This window comes from Agromyces mariniharenae (assembly GCF_008122505.1).
GTDB classification, from domain to species: Bacteria; Actinomycetota; Actinomycetes; order Actinomycetales; family Microbacteriaceae; genus Agromyces; species Agromyces mariniharenae.
This window is the reverse complement of the sequence record NZ_VSSB01000002.1, coordinates 991,301-1,010,452: the sequence shown is the minus strand read 5'-3', so window position 1 is coordinate 1,010,452 and position 19,152 is coordinate 991,301. Positions and strand designations below refer to the sequence as shown.

Genomic DNA, 19,152 nt, shown 5'->3' with positions numbered 1-19,152 from the left:
TCATCCGTCGCTACGATGGTGAGATGACCGAACACGCTGAGCCGACCCTCTTCGAGCGGATCGCGGCGCGTGAGATCCCCGCGCAGATCGTGGCCGAGACCGACCGCGTGATCGCGTTCCACGACATCGCGCCCAAGGCGCCCGTGCACGTCGTCGTGACCACGAAGGAGCAGGGCGGCTACCGCGACGTCGTCGAGCTCGCCGCGGGCGACCCGGCGCTGCTCGCCGAGCTCGTGGCCGTGGCGCGCGGCGTCGCCGACGAGCTCGCCGACGGCGACTTCCGACTCGTGTTCAACACGGGCGGCAACGCCGGGCAGACCGTCTTCCACGTGCACGCCCACGTCCTCGCGGGCGGCCTCGAGGAGGGATCGCTTGCCGGCTGACCTTGAGGGTCCCGACGGTGCCGCCCCGCGGCCCGCTCGCGACGACGAGGAACGTCTCCGCATCGACGGCATCGCCATGGTGCGGCTGCTCGGCCCGCAGGACCGGCTGCTCACGTCGATCCAGCGCGAGTACCCCGGCGTCGAGGTGCACGTGCGCGGCAACGAGATCGCCATCCGCGGCGACGCCGACGAGCGCACCCGCGTGCGCCGCCTGATCGAAGAACTCCTGGAGCTCGTGCGAGCCGGCCAGGATCCGACACCCACCGAAGTGAGGAGCTCGGCCCGAATGCTCGATGCCGATCCCAACTCCCGGCCGTCCGAGCTGCTCGGACAGGTCATCGTGTCCGCGCGCGGACGCACCATCCGGCCCAAGACCGAGGGCCAGCGCGAGTACGTCGACGCGATCGACGAGAACACCATCGTGTTCGGCATCGGCCCCGCCGGCACCGGCAAGACCTACCTCGCCATGGCGAAGGCCGTGCAGGCGCTGCAGCGCAAGGAGGTCAGCCGCATCATCCTGACCCGGCCTGCCGTCGAAGCGGGGGAGCGGCTCGGCTTCCTGCCCGGCACGCTCACCGACAAGATCGACCCGTACCTGCGCCCGCTCTACGACGCGCTCAACGAGATGATGGATCCCGAGGTCGTGCCGAAGCTGCTCGCCTCGGGCACCGTCGAGGTCGCCCCGCTCGCGTACATGCGCGGCCGCACGCTGAACGACTCGTTCGTCGTGCTCGACGAGGCGCAGAACACGACGCCCGAGCAGATGAAGATGTTCCTCACGCGACTCGGGTTCGGCTCGAAGATGGTCGTCACCGGCGACATCACGCAGATCGACCTGCCGGGCGGCGCCAGCGGCCTGCGGCTCGTGACCCGCATCCTCGACCACGTCGACGACATCCACTTCTCCCGGCTCACGAGCGACGACGTCGTGCGGCACAGCCTCGTCGGTCGCATCGTCGACGCGTACACCGAGTACGACCAGCGTCAGCAGGCCAACAGGTTCGAGCGCGAGCAGGCCCGCGAGTTCGCCAACCGGGCGGAGCGCCGCGGCCACGCGCCGCGCGACCACCTCCCGCGGAAGGGCAAGGCGTGAGCCGGTGGGACGAGGCGTGAGCGAGTGGAGGGGCGGCCGGTGAGCATCGAGGTCAACAACGAGTCGGCGATCGAGGTCGACGAGGCCGCGCTGCAGCGGCTCGCGGTCTACGCGCTCGACGCCATGCACGTGCACCCCGACGCCGAGCTCGCGATCGTGCTCGTCGACGAGGGCGCGATGGAGCAGCTCCACGTGCAGTGGATGGACGAGCCCGGGCCCACCGACGTGCTGAGCTTCCCGATGGACGAGCTCCGCCCGGGCACCGAGGACCAGCCTGCGCCGCCCGGCCTCCTCGGCGACGTCGTGCTGTGCCCGCAGGTCGCCGAGACCCAGGCGAAGTCGGCGGGGCATCCGCTCATGGACGAGCTGCTGCTGCTCACGACGCACGGCATCCTGCACCTGCTCGGCTTCGACCACGCCGAGCCGGCAGAAGAGAAGGAGATGTTCGGCATCCAGCGCGACATCCTCGTGGGCTTCGCGATGCAGGAGCGACGCCGCTGACCATGCAGCCCTGGCTCTTCCTCGGCGCCGCCTTCGTGCTCGTCGCCTTCGGCGGCCTCATGGCCGCGGTCGACTCCGCCCTCGGCGTCTCGAGCCGAGCGGATGTCACGGACCTCGCGTTGGGCTCCCGCGTCCGTCGTTCGCTCCTCGCGATCGCCGACGACCCGGGCGCGCACGTCAACGCCGTCAACTTCGTGCGCATCATCTCGGAGACGACCGCCGCGGTGCTCGTGACGCTCGCGTTCACGTCGTTCCTCGACAACGTGTGGCTCGTGCTGCTCTACTCGGCGCTCATCATGACCGCCGTCTCGTTCGTGCTCGTGGGCGCGAGCCCCCGCAGCGTCGGCCGCGCGCACGCCGCGACCGTGCTGCGACTCACCGCGCCCGTCGTGCACTTCCTGCGCGTGCTCCTCGGGCCCCTGGCGAACGCGCTCGTGTCGCTCGGCAACCGGGTGACGCCCGGGCGCCTGCGGTTCGCGGGCGTCTCGAGCGAGGAACAGCTGCTCAGCATGGTCGACGAGGCCGCCGAGCTCGAGGTGCTCGAACCGGGCGATCGCGAGCTCATCCATTCGATCTTCGAGTTCAACGACACGGTCGTGCGCGAGGTCATGGTGCCCCGCACCGACATGGTCACGATCGACTCGACCGCGCACCTGCCGCAGGCGATGGCCCTGTTCCTGAAGGCCGGCTACTCGCGCATCCCCGTGATCGCGCGCGACGCCGACGACGTCACGGGCATCCTGTACCTCCGCGACCTCGCGCGGCTCGGGTTCGAGCGCCCGCTCGATGCCGAGGGCCTCACCGTCGGCGAGCTCGTGCGACCCGCCGTGTTCGTGCCCGACTCGATGAAGGCCGACGCGCTCCTGCGCAAAATGCAGCTCGAATCCAACCACCTCGCGATGGTCGTCGACGAGTACGGCGGAATCGCCGGCCTGGTGACCCTCGAAGACCTCATCGAGGAGCTCGTCGGCGACATCTCCGACGAGTACGACCGGGAGGCGGCGCAGGTCGAGGAGCTGGGCGACGGCCGCTACCGCGTGAACGCCCGCCTGCCCATCGACGAGCTCGGCGAGCTCTTCGGCCTCGACCTCGAGGACGAGGACGTCGACAGCGCGGGCGGCCTGCTCGCGAAGGAGCTCGGCCGGCTCCCGCAGACCGGCGAGCGCGTGACCGTCTCGGGGCTCGTCCTCGAGGCCGAGCGCACCGAGGGCCGACGCAAGCGCATCGCGACGATCCTCGTCGAGCGCGACCAGGCGCTCATCGACGCGCAGGCCGCGTTCGAGACCGGGGAGTTCGAAGGAAGGAACCACCGTGGCTGAGTACCGGGCCGGATTCGTCTCGATCGTCGGGCGCCCCAACGTGGGCAAGTCGACGCTCACCAACGCGCTCGTCGGCGAGAAGGTGGCGATCACGAGCTCGAAGCCGCAGACCACCCGGCGGGCCATCCGCGGCATCGTGCACCGTCCGCACGGCCAGCTCATCCTCGTCGACACCCCGGGCCTGCATCGGCCGCGCACGCTCCTCGGCGAGCGCCTCAACTCGCTCGTGCAGTCGACGCTCGGCGACGTCGACGTCATCGCGTTCTGCGTGCCCGCGAACGAGCCGATCGGCCCCGGCGACCGCTTCATCAACGAGCAGCTCGACCAGTACCCGAACGCGAAGAAGGTGGCGATCGTCACCAAGACGGATGCCACGTCGAAGGCCAAGGTGGCCGAGCAGCTGCTCGCCGTGTCCGAGCTGCGCGAGTGGGCGGCCATCGTGCCGGTCTCCGCGCCCAAGGGCGAGCAGCTCGAGGTGCTCGTCGACGAGCTGCTCGCGCTCATGCCCGAGGCGGAGCATCCGCTCTACCCGGCCGAGACCCTCACCGACGAGGACGTCACCGAACGCATCGCGGAGTACGTGCGCGAGGCCGCGCTCGAGGGCGTTTCCGACGAGCTGCCGCACTCGATCGCGGTGACGGTCGACGACCTCATCGAGCGCGAGGACAAGGACCTCGTCGAGGTGTACGCGAACCTCTACGTCGAGCGCGACAGCCAGAAGGGCATCATCATCGGCAAGGGCGGCGCCCGGCTCAAGGAGGTCGGCGCGACCGCACGCACGCAGATCGAGCGGCTGCTCGGGCGCAGGGTGTTCCTCGCGCTGCACGTGAAGGTCGCCAAGGACTGGCAGCGCGACCCCAAGCAGTTGGGGCGGCTCGGGTTCTGACCCGTCGCGCACCACGGCGGCGCGTACGACTCGAGGATGATTCCGCGCCGGGGCGCCGGAGGGCCTCCGAGGGAGCGCGTACGGTGGTTCGGTGCACACCTCCCTGAGCCGCGGCAGGCTGACGACCGACATCGTCCTCGCCGTCGTGTTCGGACTGCTCTGCCTTCCGTTCGCGCTGCTCGGCAACGCCGTCGACGTCATCGTCCTCATCGGGTTCGTCGGCGCGCTCGCGGTGCGCCGACTCTCGCCGGCCTGGTCGCTCGGCATCGCCTGGGCGGCGGCGATCATGCAGATGCTCGCGTTGCGCGACCTGCAGCTCTACGACGCGGCCGTGCTCGGCGTGCTCTACTCGACGGCTGCGCACGGCGGCAGCGTCGTGAAGTGGGCGGGCCTCGCGAGCGCCGGCGCCGGCGCGATCATCGCGACGGTCTACCTCGGTGTCCTGAAGCCGCTGTTCGGCGGCGCCGCGGTCCTCGGCACGCCGGGCGACGCATTCGGTGCGACCTTCATGCTCGGCTTCCTCTTCGTCGCCTCGATCGCCGTGCTCGTGCTCGCCTGGACGGCCGGCCTCCTCGCGCGGTCGGTGCGCGACTCCCGCGAGGTGCGACGCCGCGAGGACCTCGCGAACCGCGAGCGCGTCCTCGTCGAGTACCGCTACGCGGTCGAGCAGGAGCGGAATCGCATCGCGCGCGACATGCACGACGTCGTCGCCCACTCGCTCGCCGTCGTCATCGCCCAGGCCGACGGGGCGCGCTTCGCGGCGCGCACCCGGCCCGAGGCGGCCGTCGGGGCGCTCGACACCATCGCGGGGGTCGCGCGCGGCGCCCTCGGCGACGTGCGCGTGCTGCTCGCCGAGCTCCGCCACGACGAGGCGGACACCCCGCAGCCCGTGCTCGACGACCTGGACGGCCTGCTCGAACGCGTCCGCGACGCCGGGCTCGACGTGCGCTTCACCGAGACGGGCGACCGCCTCCCGCTCGGCACCGGACACCAGATCGCCGTCTACCGCATCGCCCAGGAGGGGCTCACGAACGCCCTCCGGCACGGGGACGTCACGGCTCCGGTCGACCTCGGCCTGCGCTGGGACGAGGGCGGCGTCGACCTCGAAGTGGTCAACGCGATGCGAGCGGATGCCGCGACCGCCGTCGAGTCGCACGGCATCCGCCACGGCATCCCGGGCATGCGCGAGCGCGCACAGCTCGCCGGCGGCTCCCTCACCGCCGATGCCGGTGCGGACGGGATGTTCCGCGTGCGCGCGCGCATCCCTGCCGTGACGGGGAGGGCGGCATGAGCGGCGTCCGCGTGGCCCTCGTCGACGACCAGGCGCTGTTCCGCGCCGGCGTCCGCATGCTCGTCGAGTCGCAGCCCGACCTCGCGGTCGCGGGGGAGGCCGGCGACGGGGTCGCCGCGATCGAGCTCGCCGCGCGAGCACAGCCCGACGTCATGCTCATGGACGTGCGGATGCCGCTGCTCGACGGCATCGCGGCCACCGAGCGGATCCTCGCCGATGCCGACCGCGACGGGCGCACGCCGCCGCGCATCCTCGTGCTCACGACGTTCGACCTCGACGAGAACGCCGCCCGGGCCATCCGCGCCGGCGCGAGCGGATTCGTGCTGAAGGACGCCGATCCCGAGTTCCTGCTCGCCGCGATCCGCACGGTGCACCGGGGCAACCAGGTGATCGCGGCGAGTGCAACGCGCGAGCTGTTCGCGCACGTCGGCCGGGGGAGCGGACGACGCCCGGCGCCGGCCGCATGGTCGGAGCTCACGCCGCGCGAGCGGGAGATCTTCGCGCTCGCGGCCCGGGGCCTCTCGAACGCCGAGATCGCGGCATCCGAGTACCTCTCGGAGGCGACGGTCAAGACGCACGTGAGCCGTGTCCTCGCGAAGCTCGGCCTGCGCGACCGCGTGCAGCTCGTGGTGTTCGCCTACGAGCACGACCTCCCGATGGTCGAGTAACGACAGCCGCCTCGGTGGTCGAGTAGCGCCGGCCGGAGGCCGACGCGTATCGAGACCGAACACGCTGCGTCTCGATACGCGTCGCGCTGCGCGCGGCGCTACTCGACGACCGGGTGGGGAGTCATCCCAGAGGATGACCCACGACCATCCGACCGCCCGATGACCCGCTGGCACCTCGGTCCGTAGCGTCGGAGGCATGCAGATCCAACCCTCCGACCTCGGTCTCATCGCCCGCGTGACGGGCCTCGGCAAGCGCTACGGACACGGCGCCGGAACCGTCACCGCCCTCGACGACGTCTCGCTCGGACTCCGCCGCGGCGAGTTCACCGCCATCATGGGCCCGTCGGGCTCGGGAAAGTCGACGCTCATGCACATCATGGCGGGGCTCGACTCGCCGACGGCCGGCCGCGTCTGGCTCGGCGACACCGACATCACCGAGCTCTCCGACTCGGCGCTCACGGTGCTGCGCCGGCGCCGTATCGGCTTCGTGTTCCAGTCGTTCAACCTCGTGCCGACCCTCGACGTGCGCGGCAACGTGCTGCTTCCGTTCGAGCTCGACGGTCGCCGCCCGAGCCGCGACGAGCAGGCGTGGATCGACGAGCTCATCGACACCCTCGGGCTCGGCGCCCGCCTGCGCCACCGTCCGCACGAGCTCTCGGGCGGACAGCAGCAGCGCGTCGCCATCGCGCGCGCCCTCGCGACGCGTCCCGACCTCGTCTTCGCCGACGAGCCGACGGGCAACCTCGACTCGCGCACGGGGCGCGAGGTGCTCGGCCTGCTCGCGACGGCGAGCGCGAGGTATGGGCAGTCGATCGCCATGGTCACGCACGACCCGGTGGCGGCCAGCCACGCCGATCGCATCCTGTTCCTCGCCGACGGTCGCATCGTGCGCGATGCCACGCGCTCGTCGGCCGAGGAGATCTCGGCGTTCATGCTGTCGATGGAGGTCGCGGCCTGATGCGCACCCGGATCAGGGACCAATGGCCGACGCTGCTCGTGGCGGCGCTCGCGGGCACCTTCGGCGTGATGCTCCTGCACGTGACGGGACTGCTCGGCGCGGCGATCGCGGCCGACGACGTGACCGGCGAGAGCGGCACGGTCCGGATCATCCTGGGGATCGTCGCGACCGTGTTCATCGTCATCGCGGTCTACGTGAGCGCGATCGTGACGGCGAACACGGTCGCCACGGTCGTGGCCGGGCGCACGCGGCTCATCGCGCTGCTCCGGCTCATCGGGTCGAGCGCCCGCGCCCAGCGCGGGCAGATCGCGAAGGAGGGCCTGCTCGTCGGGCTCGTCGGCGCCGTCATCGGCGTCGGCGCGGGCACGGGCGCCGCGATGCTGCTCGAGGAGGTCGCGGTGGCGACCGACCTCATGCCCGCGACCGACTACGACTACCTCAATCCGGCCGTCGTGCTGCCCGCCGTCGCGGTGGTGATCACGACGTGGCTCTCGGCCTGGGTGGGTTCGCGACGCGTGCTGCGCGTGCGCCCGATCCAGGCGATCGGGGACTCCCACGAGCAGGACCGCGAGGAGCTCGCCCGCCATCGGGTCCGCAACATCGCCGCGATCGTGCTCGTCGTGCTCGGCCTCGGGCTCCTCGTGGCGGGCATCCTGTGGGGGCTCACCGAGCCCTACGGCGTGCTCGTGGCGATGGCCGGCGGCATCCTCTCGTTCACCGGCATCGTGCTCGGCGCGCACGTGGTCATGCCGCCCGTGCTGCGGCTCGTCGGCCGCGCGCTCGGCACGTCGCCCGCGGCCCGACTCGCGGCCGAGAATGCCGTGCGCCACCCCGAGCGCAGCTCGCGCATGACGATCGGCCTCGTCATCGGCGTGACCCTCGTCACGACGTTCGCCGTGACCATGGAGTCGTACCGCGAGCTCATCCGCGCCGCGCAGCGCGCCCAGCCCGAGGTGTACCAGGGCGTCGACCAGATGCTCGACGTGACCGTGGCGGTGTTCACGGTGCTCATCGGCTTCAGTGCGCTCATCGCCGCGATCGGCATGGTGAACACGCTGTCGCTGAGCGTCATGCAGCGCACGCGCGAGCTCGGGCTGCTGCGGGCGCTCGGCTTCGAGCGACGCCAGCTGCGCTGGATGATCGTCGCCGAGAGCGCCGCGCTCACGCTCGCGGCCACGGTCACCGGCATCGTGCTCGGGTTCGCCTACGGCTGGGCGGGGGCCCAGTCGCTGCTCGGCGGCGCGCAGGGCGAGGGCACCATCGTGCTCCCCGGCATCCCGTGGGCGATGTTCGGCGTGCTCCTCGTGGCCGCGGGACTCCTCACGCTGGCCGCCTCGATCGCGCCCGCACGCCGCGCGATGCTGGTCGCGCCCGTCGTCGCGCTCGCGGTCGAGTAGAGCCAGAGCCGACCACGTGAACGGGCGGATGCCGCAGCCACGCGGCATCCGCCCGTGTCGTCATGGTTGCGCACCTGCACGAGGCAGGTGTTAGCCTGAGGTCGTGCTTCGCGGCCTGCTCCTCCTTAGCTGCCGCAGCGAGTCCTAGTTCACAGGCCTCCCTCGCTGCGGAGTTCGTCGTCGGCTGAAACCCCCGAGTAGCGAGAAGAGCACCCCATGCAGAACCACCAGAAGCCGTCGCCGATGCCCGTGCACCGGTATCGCCCGTTCCACGAGCAGATCCGCGTCGACCTGCCCGACCGCACGTGGCCGTCAACGCGCATCGAGAAGGCGCCGCGCTGGTGCGCCGTCGACCTGCGCGACGGCAACCAGGCCCTCATCGACCCGATGAGCCCCGAGCGCAAGCGCATCATGTTCGACCTGCTCGTGCGCATGGGCTACAAGGAGATCGAGGTCGGGTTCCCGAGTGCGAGCCAGACCGACTTCGACTTCGTGCGCAGCCTCATCGAGGAGGGCGCGATCCCCGAGGACGTCACGATCCAGGTCCTCACGCAGGCCCGCGACCACCTCATCGAGCGCACCTACGAGTCGATCCGCGGCGCCAAGCAGGCGATCGTGCACCTCTACAACTCGACGAGCGTGCTGCAGCGCGAGGTCGTCTTCCGCACCGACAAGCAGGGCATCATCGACATCGCCCTGCACGGCGCCCGCAAGTGCCGCGAGATGGAGTCGACCGTGCCGGGCACCACGGTGTACTACGAGTACTCGCCCGAGAGCTACACGGGCACCGAGCTCGAGTTCGCCGTCGACGTCTGCAACCAGGTGCTGGAGATCTTCGAGCCGACGCCCGAGCGCAAGGTGATCATCAACCTGCCCGCGACGGTCGAGATGGCCACGCCCAACGTCTACGCCGACTCGATCGAGTGGATGAGCCGGCACCTCGCGTACCGCGAGAACGTCATCCTGTCGCTGCACCCGCACAACGACCGGGGCACCGCGATCGCGGCCGCCGAGCTCGGGTACATGGCGGGCGCCGACCGCATCGAGGGATGCCTCTTCGGCAACGGCGAGCGCACCGGCAACGTCGACCTGGTGGCGCTCGGCATCAACCTGTTCACGCAGGGCATCGACCCGCAGATCGACTTCTCCGACGTCGACGACGTCAAGCGCACCGCCGAGTACTGCAACCAGCTGGCGGTGCACGAGCGCAGCCCGTGGGCGGGCGACCTCGTCTACACCGCGTTCAGCGGCTCGCACCAGGACGCTATCAAGAAGGGGTTCGAGGCCATGGACGCCGAGGCGGAGCGCCGCGGCATCCCGGTCGACCAGATGCACTGGGCGGTGCCGTACCTGCCGGTCGACCCGAAGGACCTGGGCCGCAGCTACGAGGCGGTCATCCGCGTCAACTCGCAGTCGGGCAAGGGCGGCGTGGCCTACCTGCTGAAGACCGACCACGCGCTCGACCTGCCGCGCCGGCTGCAGATCGAGTTCTCGGGGGTCGTGCAGGCGAAGACCGACGCCGAGGGCGGCGAGGTCACCAGCGAGGAGATCTGGCGCGTCTTCAACGACGAGTACCTGCCCGCCCCGGCCGACCGGCCCGAAGAGAAGTGGGGCCGGTTCGAGCTGCTGTCGCTGCGCACCGAGAGCGACCTCGACGGCGTCGTCAACGTGCGGGTCGGCCTGCGCGACGGCGACGAGCGCGTCGAGGCCGACGCGAGCGGCAACGGCCCGATCTCCGCGTTCCTCGCGGTGCTCGGCGCCGAGGGCGTCGAGGTGAAGCTCCGCGACTACGTCGAGCACACGCTCGCGGCGAGCGGCGACTCGCTGGCGGCCGCCTACGTCGAGCTCGAGGTCGAGGGCCGCGTGCTCTGGGGCGTGGGCATCGACGCCGACATCTCGACCGCGTCGCTGAAGGCCGTCGTGTCCGCGGTGAACCGCGCGCTGCGCGTCACCGCGCACGCCGAGGCCGAGCGCGAGGTCGTCGGGGTCTGATTCAACGGGCCCCGGTGGTCGAGTAGCGCCGCGCGCAGCGCGACGCGTATCGAGACCCATGCCCGGTCTCGATACGCGTCCGCCTCCGATGGGCGCTACTCGACCACCGAGGCGGGCACGCTCACGCCCGGCGCCACACCCGCCAGCTGCCGAGCGCCCGCTGCTCGGGGAGGCTCCACCCGAACCGCACCGAGCCGAGCCGGATGAGCGTCGTGACGATCACGCACGCCGTGCCGGCGATCACGATGTTCACGCCGAACGCGACGAGCACGACGAGCAGGACCGTGCCGGCCGTCGCCGCGATCGCGTAGAGCGAGCCCACGTGCATGAGCGCGATGGGGAGGTTCAGCGTCACGTCGCGCAGGATCGAGCCGCCGACCGCCGAGAGCACGCCGACGAACACGGCGGGCACCACGGGGACGCCGTAGGCGAGCGCCTTCGAGGTGCCGATCGCGCCGAACAGGCCGATCGTCACGGCGTCGAGCGCGATGATGAGCCCGTTCAGCCGCGTGAAGAGGCGCAGCAGCAGCATCCCGAGCAGGGCGGCGGCGGTTGCGACCGGCAGGTACCAGTTGTCGGAGATCGCGGCCGGCAGCTGGTTCAGCAGGATGTCGCGCATGAGGCCGCCGCCGAGGCCCACGATCACGCCGATGAGCGCGATGCCGAGCAGGTCGATGCGGCGTTCGGTGAGCCGGGCCGAGAACATGGCGCCCTGGATGGCGCCGATCGCGACGGCGGTGAGGTCGAGCCACAGGGGGATGGTGAAGAGCGCGGAGGACACGGCACCAGTGAACCACCTGCTGCGCGTCCGTGACGCCCGAGCGCGAGGTCGCGGCATCCGCGGGGCTCGGCCGTCGGGTCTGCAGGCCGTGGGATGATGAAGGGTGCCCGTCTACCGAGATGAAGCCGTCGTGCTGCGCACCCACAAGCTGGGCGAGGCCGACCGCATCCTCACGCTGCTGACGAGGCGCCACGGCAAGGTGCGCGCGGTCGCCAAGGGCGTCCGGCGCACGGGCTCGAAGTTCGGCGCGCGGCTCGAGCCGTTCATGGTCGCCGACCTGCAGCTCTACGAGGGCCGCACGCTCGACGTCGTGACACAGGCGGAGTCCCTCGGCTCCTACGGCGCCGAGATCACGCAGGACTACGCGTCGTACACGGCCGCGAACGCCATGGTCGAGGCCGCAGACAAGCTCACCGAGGCCGAGGGCTCGCTGCAGCAGTACCTGCTGCTCGTCGGCGCGCTGCGATCGCTCGCACGCGCCGAGCACGGTCCGAGCCTCACGCTCGACTCCTACCTGCTGCGGGCGCTCGCCCTCGCAGGCTGGGCGCCGAGCTTCCAGGACTGCGCGCGCTGCGGCCGCACCGGCGAGCACACCGCTGTCGTCGTGCAGCTCGGCGGCGTGGTGTGCGACGACTGCGCGCCCCCCGGCACGCCGCGCATCGCGCGGTCGACGGTCGCGCTCCTCGGCTCGTTGCTCGCGGGCGACTGGGAGCACGCCGAGTCGGCCGCGGCATCCGATCGCAACCAGGCGAGCGGCATCGTCGCCGCCTACACCCAGTGGCACCTCGAGCGCGGGCTGCGTTCGCTGCCGCACGTCTCCCGGGAGACGACCCCCACCGCACCGACCCCCAGGGAAGCGACCCCCACGTGACGCCCAAGCCCTACACCCACAAGGACGCCGTGCCCTATCGGCCGCTCGACTGGACGGGCCTGTATCCGCCGAACCTGCCGAAGGGCGCCGTGCCGAACCACGTCGCGATCGTGATGGACGGCAACGGCCGCTGGGCGAACAAGCAGGGCCTCACTCGAATCGAGGGGCACAAGGCCGGCGAGGAGGTGCTGCTCGACGTCGTCGCCGGCGCCGTCCAGATCGGGGTGAAGCACCTCTCGGTGTACGCGTTCTCGACCGAGAACTGGAAGCGCTCGCCCGACGAGGTGCGCTTCCTCATGGGCTACAACCGCGACGTGCTGCACCGGCGCCGCGACCAGCTCAACGAGTGGAACGTGCGGATCCGCTGGGCGGGGCGCAAGCCGCGGCTCTGGAAGTCGGTGATCGACGAGCTGCAGTACGCCGAGCGGCTCACCGCCGGCAACACGGGACTGCAGTTCACGATGTGCGTGAACTACGGCGGGCGCAACGAGCTCGTCGATGCGGTGCAGTCGATCGCCGACGACGTCGCGGCTGGACGCCTCCGCGCGTCGGCCGTCTCGGAGAAGCTCATCGCCAAGCGCCTCTACGTGCCCGGCATGCCCGACGTCGACCTGTTCGTGCGCAGCTCGGGGGAGCAGCGCACCTCGAACTTCCTCCTCTGGCAGTCCGCGTACGCCGAGATGGTGTTCCTCGACACGCTCTGGCCCGACTTCTCGCGCGTCGACCTCTGGCAGGCGATCGAACTCTACGCGGGTCGTAATCGCCGCTTCGGCGGTGCGATCGACGCGCCGACGGCGTGAGGGCGAGCGAGCGGATGCCGCGACCCATGCGCGGCCGCCTGGCGGGCCCGTGAGTCGACGGACGTTCTGCAGCGACACGCCGAGCCGGCTCGGCGTGTCGACGAATCCGTCCTTCGACTCGCGAATCGAGGGTGGAGTTCAGGAGTTGCATGCACGGGAATACGGATGCCGGGGCATCCGTTGGGCCTCATCGTGACGTCCCCCATCAAGATCGACATCTGGTCCGACATCGCCTGCCCGTGGTGCTACATCGGCAAGCGCCACCTCGAGGGCGGCCTGGCCGCGCTCGGCGACGACGCGCCGGAGGTCGAGATCGAGTACCACTCGTTCGAGCTCGCCCCCGACACGCCCGTCGACTTCGAGGGGTCGGAGGTCGACTTCCTCGCCGGGCACAAGGGCATCCCGATGGAGCAGGCCCGCATGATGATCGACCGCGTCACCGGCGTCGCCGCCCAGGCCGGCCTCGACTACGACTACGACGCGCTGCAGCACACCAAGACGCTGAAGGCGCACGAGCTGCTGCACTTCGCGAAGGAGCAGGGCAGGCAGCTCGAGCTGTCGGAGCGACTGTTCCGCGCCTACTTCACCGAGGGACGACACGTCGGCCGCACGGACGAGCTCGTCGAGCTGGCCGCCGAGGTCGGGCTCGACGCGGATGCCGCGCGCGAGGCGCTCGAGTCGGGCCGCTACGGTGCCGCGGTGCAGGCCGACATCGCACAGGCGGGCGCCTACGGGATCCGCGGCGTGCCGTTCTTCGTGTTCGAGGGCAAGTACGGCGTATCGGGCGCTCAGCCCGCCGAGGTGTTCTCCCAGGTGCTCACGCAGGTCGCCGGCGAGCGAGACGGAGCCGCGGCGTGACCGCGGAGCCGACGCCGTTCGCCATGCTCGGTGGCGAGGGCGTCGTCTGCGAGGGCGACGTCTGCTACGTGCCGGGGTTCGGCGAGGCGGGCGCTGAGTCCGCCTCGGCGATCGCGGAGTAGGGTCTCGATACGCGTCGGCCTGCGGCCGGCGCTCCTCGACCACCGGGAGGCTACTCGGGTTCGCTGATGTCGGCGACGGTCGCGTCGAGGGCCTCGACGAGCCGGTCGGCGTCGACGAACAGGCTGCGGCCGTGCTCGCCGGCGCCCATCGACACGCGTCGTCCGGGGATCGTCTCGTCGATGACGACGGGCCACGCGATGGTCGAGCCCAGCGGCGTGATGGTGCCGCGCTCGTAGCCGGTCGCCGCGAGTGCAAGCGAGGCATCCGGCAGCTGGAGCTTGTTCACGCCGAGGAGCGCCCGCAGCTTCGGCCACGAGATCTTGCGACCGCCCGGCACGAGTGCGAACACGTACGTATCGTCGCTGCGCTTCACGACGAGCGACTTCACGATGTCGGCGGGCGTGATGCCCATGAGCTCCGCGGCCTCCTCGAGGCTGCGTGCTGCCGGGCGCTCGATGATCTCGACGTCGAGGCCGCGCGCCGCGGCATCCGCCCGCACCCGGTCGGAACCGGTCAGCCCATCGCCTGTCGCCTGTCCGCCGTCGCCCATCTCGTCCTCCACACGTCGTCCTGCAGGTGCATCCTAGGCGCGCGGCCGGGGCACCGGGCGACGGGCCCCTGTTCTCTGGGAGAATCGAGGGTGATGTCCGCTTCCACCACGCTCCCGGCCGGTCCGCTCGCGATCGGCGACCTCGCCCTCGACGTGCCCGTCGTGCTCGCCCCCATGGCCGGCATCACGAACACCGCGTTCCGGCGGCTCTGCCGCGAGTTCGGCGCGGGGCTCTACGTCAGCGAGATGATCACGTCGCGCGCGCTCGTCGAGCGCACGCCCGAGTCGATGCGGCTGATCACGCATCACGAGTCCGAGACGCCGCGATCCATCCAGCTCTACGGCGTCGACCCGAAGACCGTGTCCGAGGCGGTCACCATGCTCGTCGCCGAAGATCGGGCCGACCACATCGACCTGAACTTCGGATGCCCCGTGCCGAAGGTCACCCGCAAGGGCGGGGGAGCGGCGCTGCCCTGGAAGAGCGGGCTCTTCCGCGACATCGTCGAGGGCGCAGTGAAGGCGGCCGGCGAGGTCCCGCTCACGGTCAAGATGCGGAAGGGCATCGACGCCGAGCACCTCACCTACCTCGAGGCCGGGCGCATCGCCGAGGGCGCCGGCGTGGCATCCATCGCCCTGCACGCGCGCACCGCGGCCGAGTTCTACTCGGGCGAGGCCGACTGGTCGGCCATCGCGAAGCTCAAGCAGACCGTCACGAGCGTGCCGGTGCTCGGCAACGGCGACATCTGGTCGGCCCAAGACGCCCTGCGCATGGTCGCCGAGACCGGATGCGACGGCGTCGTCGTCGGGCGCGGCTGCCTCGGGCGTCCGTGGCTGTTCGGCGACCTCGCGGCGGCGTTCCGCGGCGAGGATCGCAAGGCGGAGCCGAGCCTGGGCGATGTCGCGCGCACGTTCCGTCGCCACGCCGAGCTGCTGACCGAGTTCTTCGACAGCGAGGAGCGCGGCTGCCGCGACATCCGCAAGCACGTCGCCTGGTACTTCAAGGGCTACCCGGTCGGCGGTGAGCTGCGCGCGAAGCTCGCCACGGTCGAGTCGCTCGCCCAGCTCGACGACCTGCTCGGCACCCTCGACTGGTCGATGCCGTACCCGGGCGAGGGCGCCGAGGGCCCGCGCGGGCGCGCCGGCACGCCGAAGAACCCGTCGCTGCCCGACGGCTGGCTCACGTCGCAGGAGCTCGCCGGGCATGACCGCGTCACGCTGGTCGACGCCGAGCTCGACACGAGCGGCGGCTGACGTGCGCGAGCGACTCTTCGGCGGCTACGACGACGCCGACACCGAGCGCTGGCTGCCCGAGGAGCACACGAGCCGGCGCAGCGACTTCGCGCGCGACCGCGCCCGCCTGCTCCACTCGAGCTCGCTGCGCCGCCTCGCCGCGAAGACGCAGGTGCTGAGCCCCACCGCCGGCCTCGACTTCGCGCGCAACCGGCTCACGCACTCGCTCGAGGTCGCCCAGGTCGGGCGCGAGCTCGCGGCCAGCCTCGGGCTCGATCCCGACGTCGTCGACACCGCGTGCCTCGCGCACGACCTCGGCCACCCGCCGTTCGGGCACAACGGCGAGAAGGCCCTCAACACGTGGGCGGCCGAGATCGGCGGGTTCGAGGGCAACGCGCAGACCCTGCGCATCCTGACCCGCCTCGAGCCCAAGGTCTTCGGCGACGACGGTCGCAGCTACGGACTCAACCTCACCCGCGCGAGCCTCGACGCGAGCTGCAAGTACCCGTGGCCCGAGGCGACGTCGGTCGCCGACCCGAGCGGGCGCGCGAAGTTCGGGTTCTACCGCGACGACCTCGAGGTGTTCCAGTGGATGCGCGCCGGTGCGCCCGAGCGCCGGCTCTGCATCGAGGCGCAGGTCATGGACCTGTCCGACGACATCGCGTACTCGGTGCACGACTTCGAGGACGCGATCGTGAACGGCTACGTCGACGTCGAAGCGCTCGGCGCCCGCGTCGACCACGACGCACTCGTGTCCTCGATGCACGACTGGATCGGCGGTGCCATCCCGCACGACGAGCTGATCGCCGCCTTCGACCGGCTCGACTCGCTCGACGGATGGCTCGAGTCGTGGAGCGGCAGCCGGCGCGAGCAGGGCCGGCTGAAGAACCTCACGAGCCAGCTCATCGGGCGGTTCGCGCACGCCGCCACCGACGCGACGCGGTCGGCGTTCCCGCTCGCGAGCCTGATCCGGTTCGACGCCGACGTGGTCGTGCCGCGCGAGATCCAGGCTGAGATCGCGGTGCTGAAGGGCATCGTCGCAGCGTTCGTGATGTCGAAGAACACGCGGCAGCCCATCTACGCGCAGCAGCGACAGGTGCTCACGTCGCTCGCCGACGTGCTCTTCGCCTCGGGCGACGAGCACCTCGACCCGGGTTTCGCCGCCGACTGGAACGCCGCATCCGACGACGCGGCCCGCAAGCGGGCCGTCGTCGACCAGGTCGCGAGCCTCACCGACCAGTCCGCACTCGCCTGGTACGAGCGGCTGTGCCAGTAGCCATCGGCGACCAGCCGCGGCATCCGTCGCGCGGAATAGGATGAGAGCCATGGCGGGCCGCATTCGACAGAGCGATGTCGATGAGGTGAAGGCCCGCACGAACATCGCCGACATCGTCGGCGAGCACGTGAGCCTCAAGTCGGCGGGCGTCGGCTCGCTGAAGGGCCTCTGCCCGTTCCACGACGAACGCAGCCCGAGCTTCCACGTGCGACCGCAGCTCGGGTACTACCACTGCTTCGGATGCGGCGAGTCGGGCGACGTCTACACGTTCCTGCAGCGCATGGACCACGTCACGTTCGCCGAGGCCGTCGAACGGCTCGCCGGACGGATCGGCTACGAGCTCCACTACGAAGACGGCGGACCCGCGACCGACCACGGCAATCGGGCCCGGCTGCTCGCCGCGAACCAGGCGGCGTGGGAGTTCTTCGTCGAGCGTCTCTCGTCGCCCGAGGCCGAGCCCGGACGCCGCTTCCTCGGCGAGCGCGGCTTCGACGCCGAGGCGGCCCGCCACTTCGGGGTCGGCTTCGCGCCGAAGAGCTGGGACGCGCTCACGAACCACCTGAAGGGCCGCGGCTTCAGCACCGAGGAGCTCGCCGCCGCCGGACTCGTCTCCCAGGGCGACCGGGGCGTGTACGACCGGTTCCGCGGACGCCTGATCTGGCCGATCCGAGACGTGACGGGCCAGACGGTCGGCTTCGGCGCCCGGCGCCTGCTCGACGACGACCAGGGGCCGAAGTACCTGAACACCCCCGAGACCGCGATCTACCACAAGGCGCAGGTGCTCTACGGGCTCGACCTCGCGAAGCGCGACATCGCGAAGACCCGCCGCGTGGTGCTCGTCGAGGGCTACACCGATGTCATGGCCTGCCACCTCGCGGGCGTCACCACGGCCATCGCCACGTCGGGCACGTCGTTCGGCGTCGACCACATCAAGGTGCTGCGCCGCGTGCTCGGCGACGACTCGGGCGTCGGCGAGGTCGTGTTCACGTTCGACGGCGACGCGGCAGGTCAGCAGGCCGCCATGCGGGCCTTCGCCGAGGAGCAGCGGTTCGCCGCGCAGACCTATGTGGCCGTCGCGCCCGACGGGCTCGACCCGTGCGACCTGCGGCTCGCGCGCGGCGACGCGGCGGTCCGCGCGCTCGTCGAGACGAAGACGCCCATGTTCGAGTTCGTGCTCCGGCATACGCTCTCGCGCTACGACCTCGAGACCGTCGAGGGCCGCGTGTCGGCGCTGCGAGCGGCAGCGCCGGTCGTCGCGGAGATCCGCGACCCGGCGCTCCGTCCGGGGTACACGCGCGAGCTCGCGCGCATGCTCGGCATGGAGCTCGCCGAGGTCACGCGGGCGGTCCGCGCGGCGCCCGGCGGCGGCCGGGCGGGCGGTGGCGACCGGGGCAGGGGAGCGCCCGGCGGCAACGGCGGCGAGCGCTCGAACGAGGGTGCCTCCGGCCGGCCGGGCGGGCCCGGCAGCCAGCGCGGTGAGCCCGGCGTCTCGAGCGCATCCGGCGCGCCGGGCTTCCCGGGCGCCGGCGATGGCAGCGAGGCGGATGCCGCGACGCGCCCCTTCTCGATCGCCGACCTGCCGAACGACCCTTCGACCCGCCTCGAGCGCGACGCGCTGCAGGCGATGCTCCAGTACCCCGACGCGGTCGGCGACGACCTGCTCCGGCACGCCGTCGACAGCCGGTTCGGCAACGCCAACCTCGCCGTCGTCCGCGACGGCATCGCCTCGGTGCTGGCCTCACCCGACGCCGCCGTGCGGGTCGACCGGGTCGTGGCCGAGGTGCCGGCCCCGTTCGCCGGCATCGTGCGCCAGCTCGCCGTCGCACCCGTGCCGCAGCGCAGCGAGGCCGAGCTCGCCGCCTACGTCAGCGGCGTCGTGAGCGCGCTCGTCGACCGCGAGCTCCTCCGCCAGAAGTCCGAGCTGCTGGGCCGGCTCCAGCGCACCGACCGGAACGACACGGCGACGTACGCGAGCCTGCAGCGGGCCCTTGTCGAGCTCGAGGCCGAGCGGCGAGCACTCAGGGGGGACTGAGCCGAGCGTCCCGTCCTGAAGCGCCTGTGCGGGACTTCCGGCGCCGGAACCCCGCGTCGACGCGCATCGGTTGCGTCCAAGGTTGCACTTCCATAAACATTCCGCCGTCCGCCCCGGCCACCCTGCAACATCCCCGGGCTCGT

The 19,152-nt window shown here is 71.4% G+C and carries 19 protein-coding genes; 17 read left to right on the top strand and 2 right to left on the bottom strand.

Features of this window, described 5'->3' with window-relative positions:
- The first annotated feature begins 23 nt into the window (after positions 1 to 23).
- The 10 genes from FYC51_RS18010 to leuA all read left to right on the top strand — a co-directional run bounded on the left by FYC51_RS18010 (position 24) and on the right by leuA (position 10,488).
- A complete protein-coding gene (locus tag FYC51_RS18010; protein ID WP_148735123.1) occupies positions 24 to 383 on the top strand; it encodes an HIT domain-containing protein in 360 nt (119 codons plus the stop codon).
- 76 nt (positions 384 to 459) lie between these two features.
- Positions 460 to 1,476, top strand: a complete 1,017-nt coding sequence (locus FYC51_RS18005) for a PhoH family protein (protein ID WP_148735390.1) — start codon at positions 460 to 462, stop codon at positions 1,474 to 1,476.
- 39 nt (positions 1,477 to 1,515) lie between these two features.
- A complete protein-coding gene (ybeY, locus tag FYC51_RS18000; protein WP_148735122.1) occupies positions 1,516 to 1,977 on the top strand; it encodes an rRNA maturation RNase YbeY in 462 nt (153 codons plus the stop codon).
- A gap of 2 nt (positions 1,978 to 1,979) precedes the next feature.
- Positions 1,980 to 3,296, top strand: a complete 1,317-nt coding sequence (locus FYC51_RS17995; RefSeq protein WP_148735121.1) for a hemolysin family protein — start codon at positions 1,980 to 1,982, stop codon at positions 3,294 to 3,296.
- Positions 3,289 to 4,182, top strand: a complete 894-nt coding sequence (era, locus tag FYC51_RS17990; protein WP_148735120.1) for a GTPase Era — start codon at positions 3,289 to 3,291, stop codon at positions 4,180 to 4,182. Before FYC51_RS17995 ends, era begins: the two co-directional genes overlap by 8 nt.
- A 91-nt stretch (positions 4,183 to 4,273) precedes the next feature.
- Entirely contained in the window at positions 4,274 to 5,473 is a 1,200-nt protein-coding gene (locus tag FYC51_RS17985) for a sensor histidine kinase (protein WP_148735119.1), read from the top strand.
- Entirely contained in the window at positions 5,470 to 6,141 is a 672-nt protein-coding gene (locus FYC51_RS17980; protein WP_148735118.1) for a response regulator, read from the top strand. The genes FYC51_RS17985 and FYC51_RS17980 overlap by 4 nt, the downstream gene beginning before the upstream one ends.
- Before the next feature lie 196 nt (positions 6,142 to 6,337).
- Positions 6,338 to 7,099: an ABC transporter ATP-binding protein gene (locus FYC51_RS17975; protein ID WP_148735117.1), complete on the top strand. Its 762-nt coding sequence runs from the start codon at positions 6,338 to 6,340 to the stop codon at positions 7,097 to 7,099.
- The gene (locus FYC51_RS17970; protein WP_148735116.1) at positions 7,099 to 8,496 is read left to right on the top strand and encodes an ABC transporter permease; all 1,398 of its coding nucleotides are present in this window, start codon (positions 7,099 to 7,101) and stop codon (positions 8,494 to 8,496) included. The genes FYC51_RS17975 and FYC51_RS17970 overlap by 1 nt, the downstream gene beginning before the upstream one ends.
- Positions 8,497 to 8,712: 216 nt before the next feature.
- Positions 8,713 to 10,488, top strand: coding sequence for a 2-isopropylmalate synthase (leuA, locus tag FYC51_RS17965; protein ID WP_148735115.1), 1,776 nt, complete (start codon positions 8,713 to 8,715; stop codon positions 10,486 to 10,488).
- Between the two features lie 121 nt (positions 10,489 to 10,609).
- Here the strand turns inward: leuA and FYC51_RS17960 are convergent, their stop codons facing one another.
- Entirely contained in the window at positions 10,610 to 11,269 is a 660-nt protein-coding gene (locus tag FYC51_RS17960; protein ID WP_238476446.1) for a trimeric intracellular cation channel family protein, read from the bottom strand.
- A 103-nt stretch (positions 11,270 to 11,372) separates the two neighbouring features.
- Between FYC51_RS17960 and recO the strand changes: the two genes are divergently transcribed.
- The 4 genes from recO (at position 11,373) to FYC51_RS19775 (ending at position 13,920) form a co-directional block, all read left to right on the top strand.
- Complete coding sequence (gene recO / locus FYC51_RS17955) at positions 11,373 to 12,140, top strand: DNA repair protein RecO (RefSeq protein WP_148735113.1); 768 nt, start codon at positions 11,373 to 11,375, stop codon at positions 12,138 to 12,140.
- Positions 12,137 to 12,940: an isoprenyl transferase gene (locus tag FYC51_RS17950; RefSeq protein WP_148735112.1), complete on the top strand. Its 804-nt coding sequence runs from the start codon at positions 12,137 to 12,139 to the stop codon at positions 12,938 to 12,940. Before recO ends, FYC51_RS17950 begins: the two co-directional genes overlap by 4 nt.
- Positions 12,941 to 13,132: 192 nt before the next feature.
- A complete protein-coding gene (locus tag FYC51_RS17945; protein ID WP_148735111.1) occupies positions 13,133 to 13,798 on the top strand; it encodes a DsbA family oxidoreductase in 666 nt (221 codons plus the stop codon).
- Positions 13,795 to 13,920 carry a hypothetical protein gene (locus tag FYC51_RS19775; RefSeq protein ID WP_274379503.1) on the top strand — a complete coding sequence of 42 codons (126 nt, stop codon included), beginning with the start codon at positions 13,795 to 13,797 and terminating at the stop codon, positions 13,918 to 13,920. Before FYC51_RS17945 ends, FYC51_RS19775 begins: the two co-directional genes overlap by 4 nt.
- 50 nt (positions 13,921 to 13,970) lie before the next feature.
- Here the strand turns inward: FYC51_RS19775 and FYC51_RS17940 are convergent, their stop codons facing one another.
- Positions 13,971 to 14,471 (bottom strand): aminoacyl-tRNA deacylase, encoded by a 501-nt coding sequence (locus FYC51_RS17940; protein WP_148735110.1) that lies wholly within the window; start codon positions 14,469 to 14,471, stop codon positions 13,971 to 13,973.
- A gap of 93 nt (positions 14,472 to 14,564) precedes the next feature.
- Here FYC51_RS17940 and dusB point away from each other — a divergent pair, with 93 nt between their 5' ends.
- The 3 genes from dusB to dnaG are packed head-to-tail and all read left to right on the top strand — an operon-like array spanning position 14,565 to position 19,009.
- Positions 14,565 to 15,722 carry a tRNA dihydrouridine synthase DusB gene (gene dusB / locus FYC51_RS17935; protein ID WP_148735109.1) on the top strand — a complete coding sequence of 386 codons (1,158 nt, stop codon included), beginning with the start codon at positions 14,565 to 14,567 and terminating at the stop codon, positions 15,720 to 15,722.
- On the top strand, positions 15,673 to 16,977 hold the full coding sequence (locus FYC51_RS17930) for a deoxyguanosinetriphosphate triphosphohydrolase (protein WP_148735108.1): 1,305 nt from the start codon (positions 15,673 to 15,675) through the stop codon (positions 16,975 to 16,977). The genes dusB and FYC51_RS17930 overlap by 50 nt, the downstream gene beginning before the upstream one ends.
- Before the next feature lie 49 nt (positions 16,978 to 17,026).
- On the top strand, positions 17,027 to 19,009 hold the full coding sequence (gene dnaG / locus FYC51_RS17925; protein WP_148735107.1) for a DNA primase: 1,983 nt from the start codon (positions 17,027 to 17,029) through the stop codon (positions 19,007 to 19,009).
- Positions 19,010 to 19,152 lie beyond the last annotated feature (143 nt).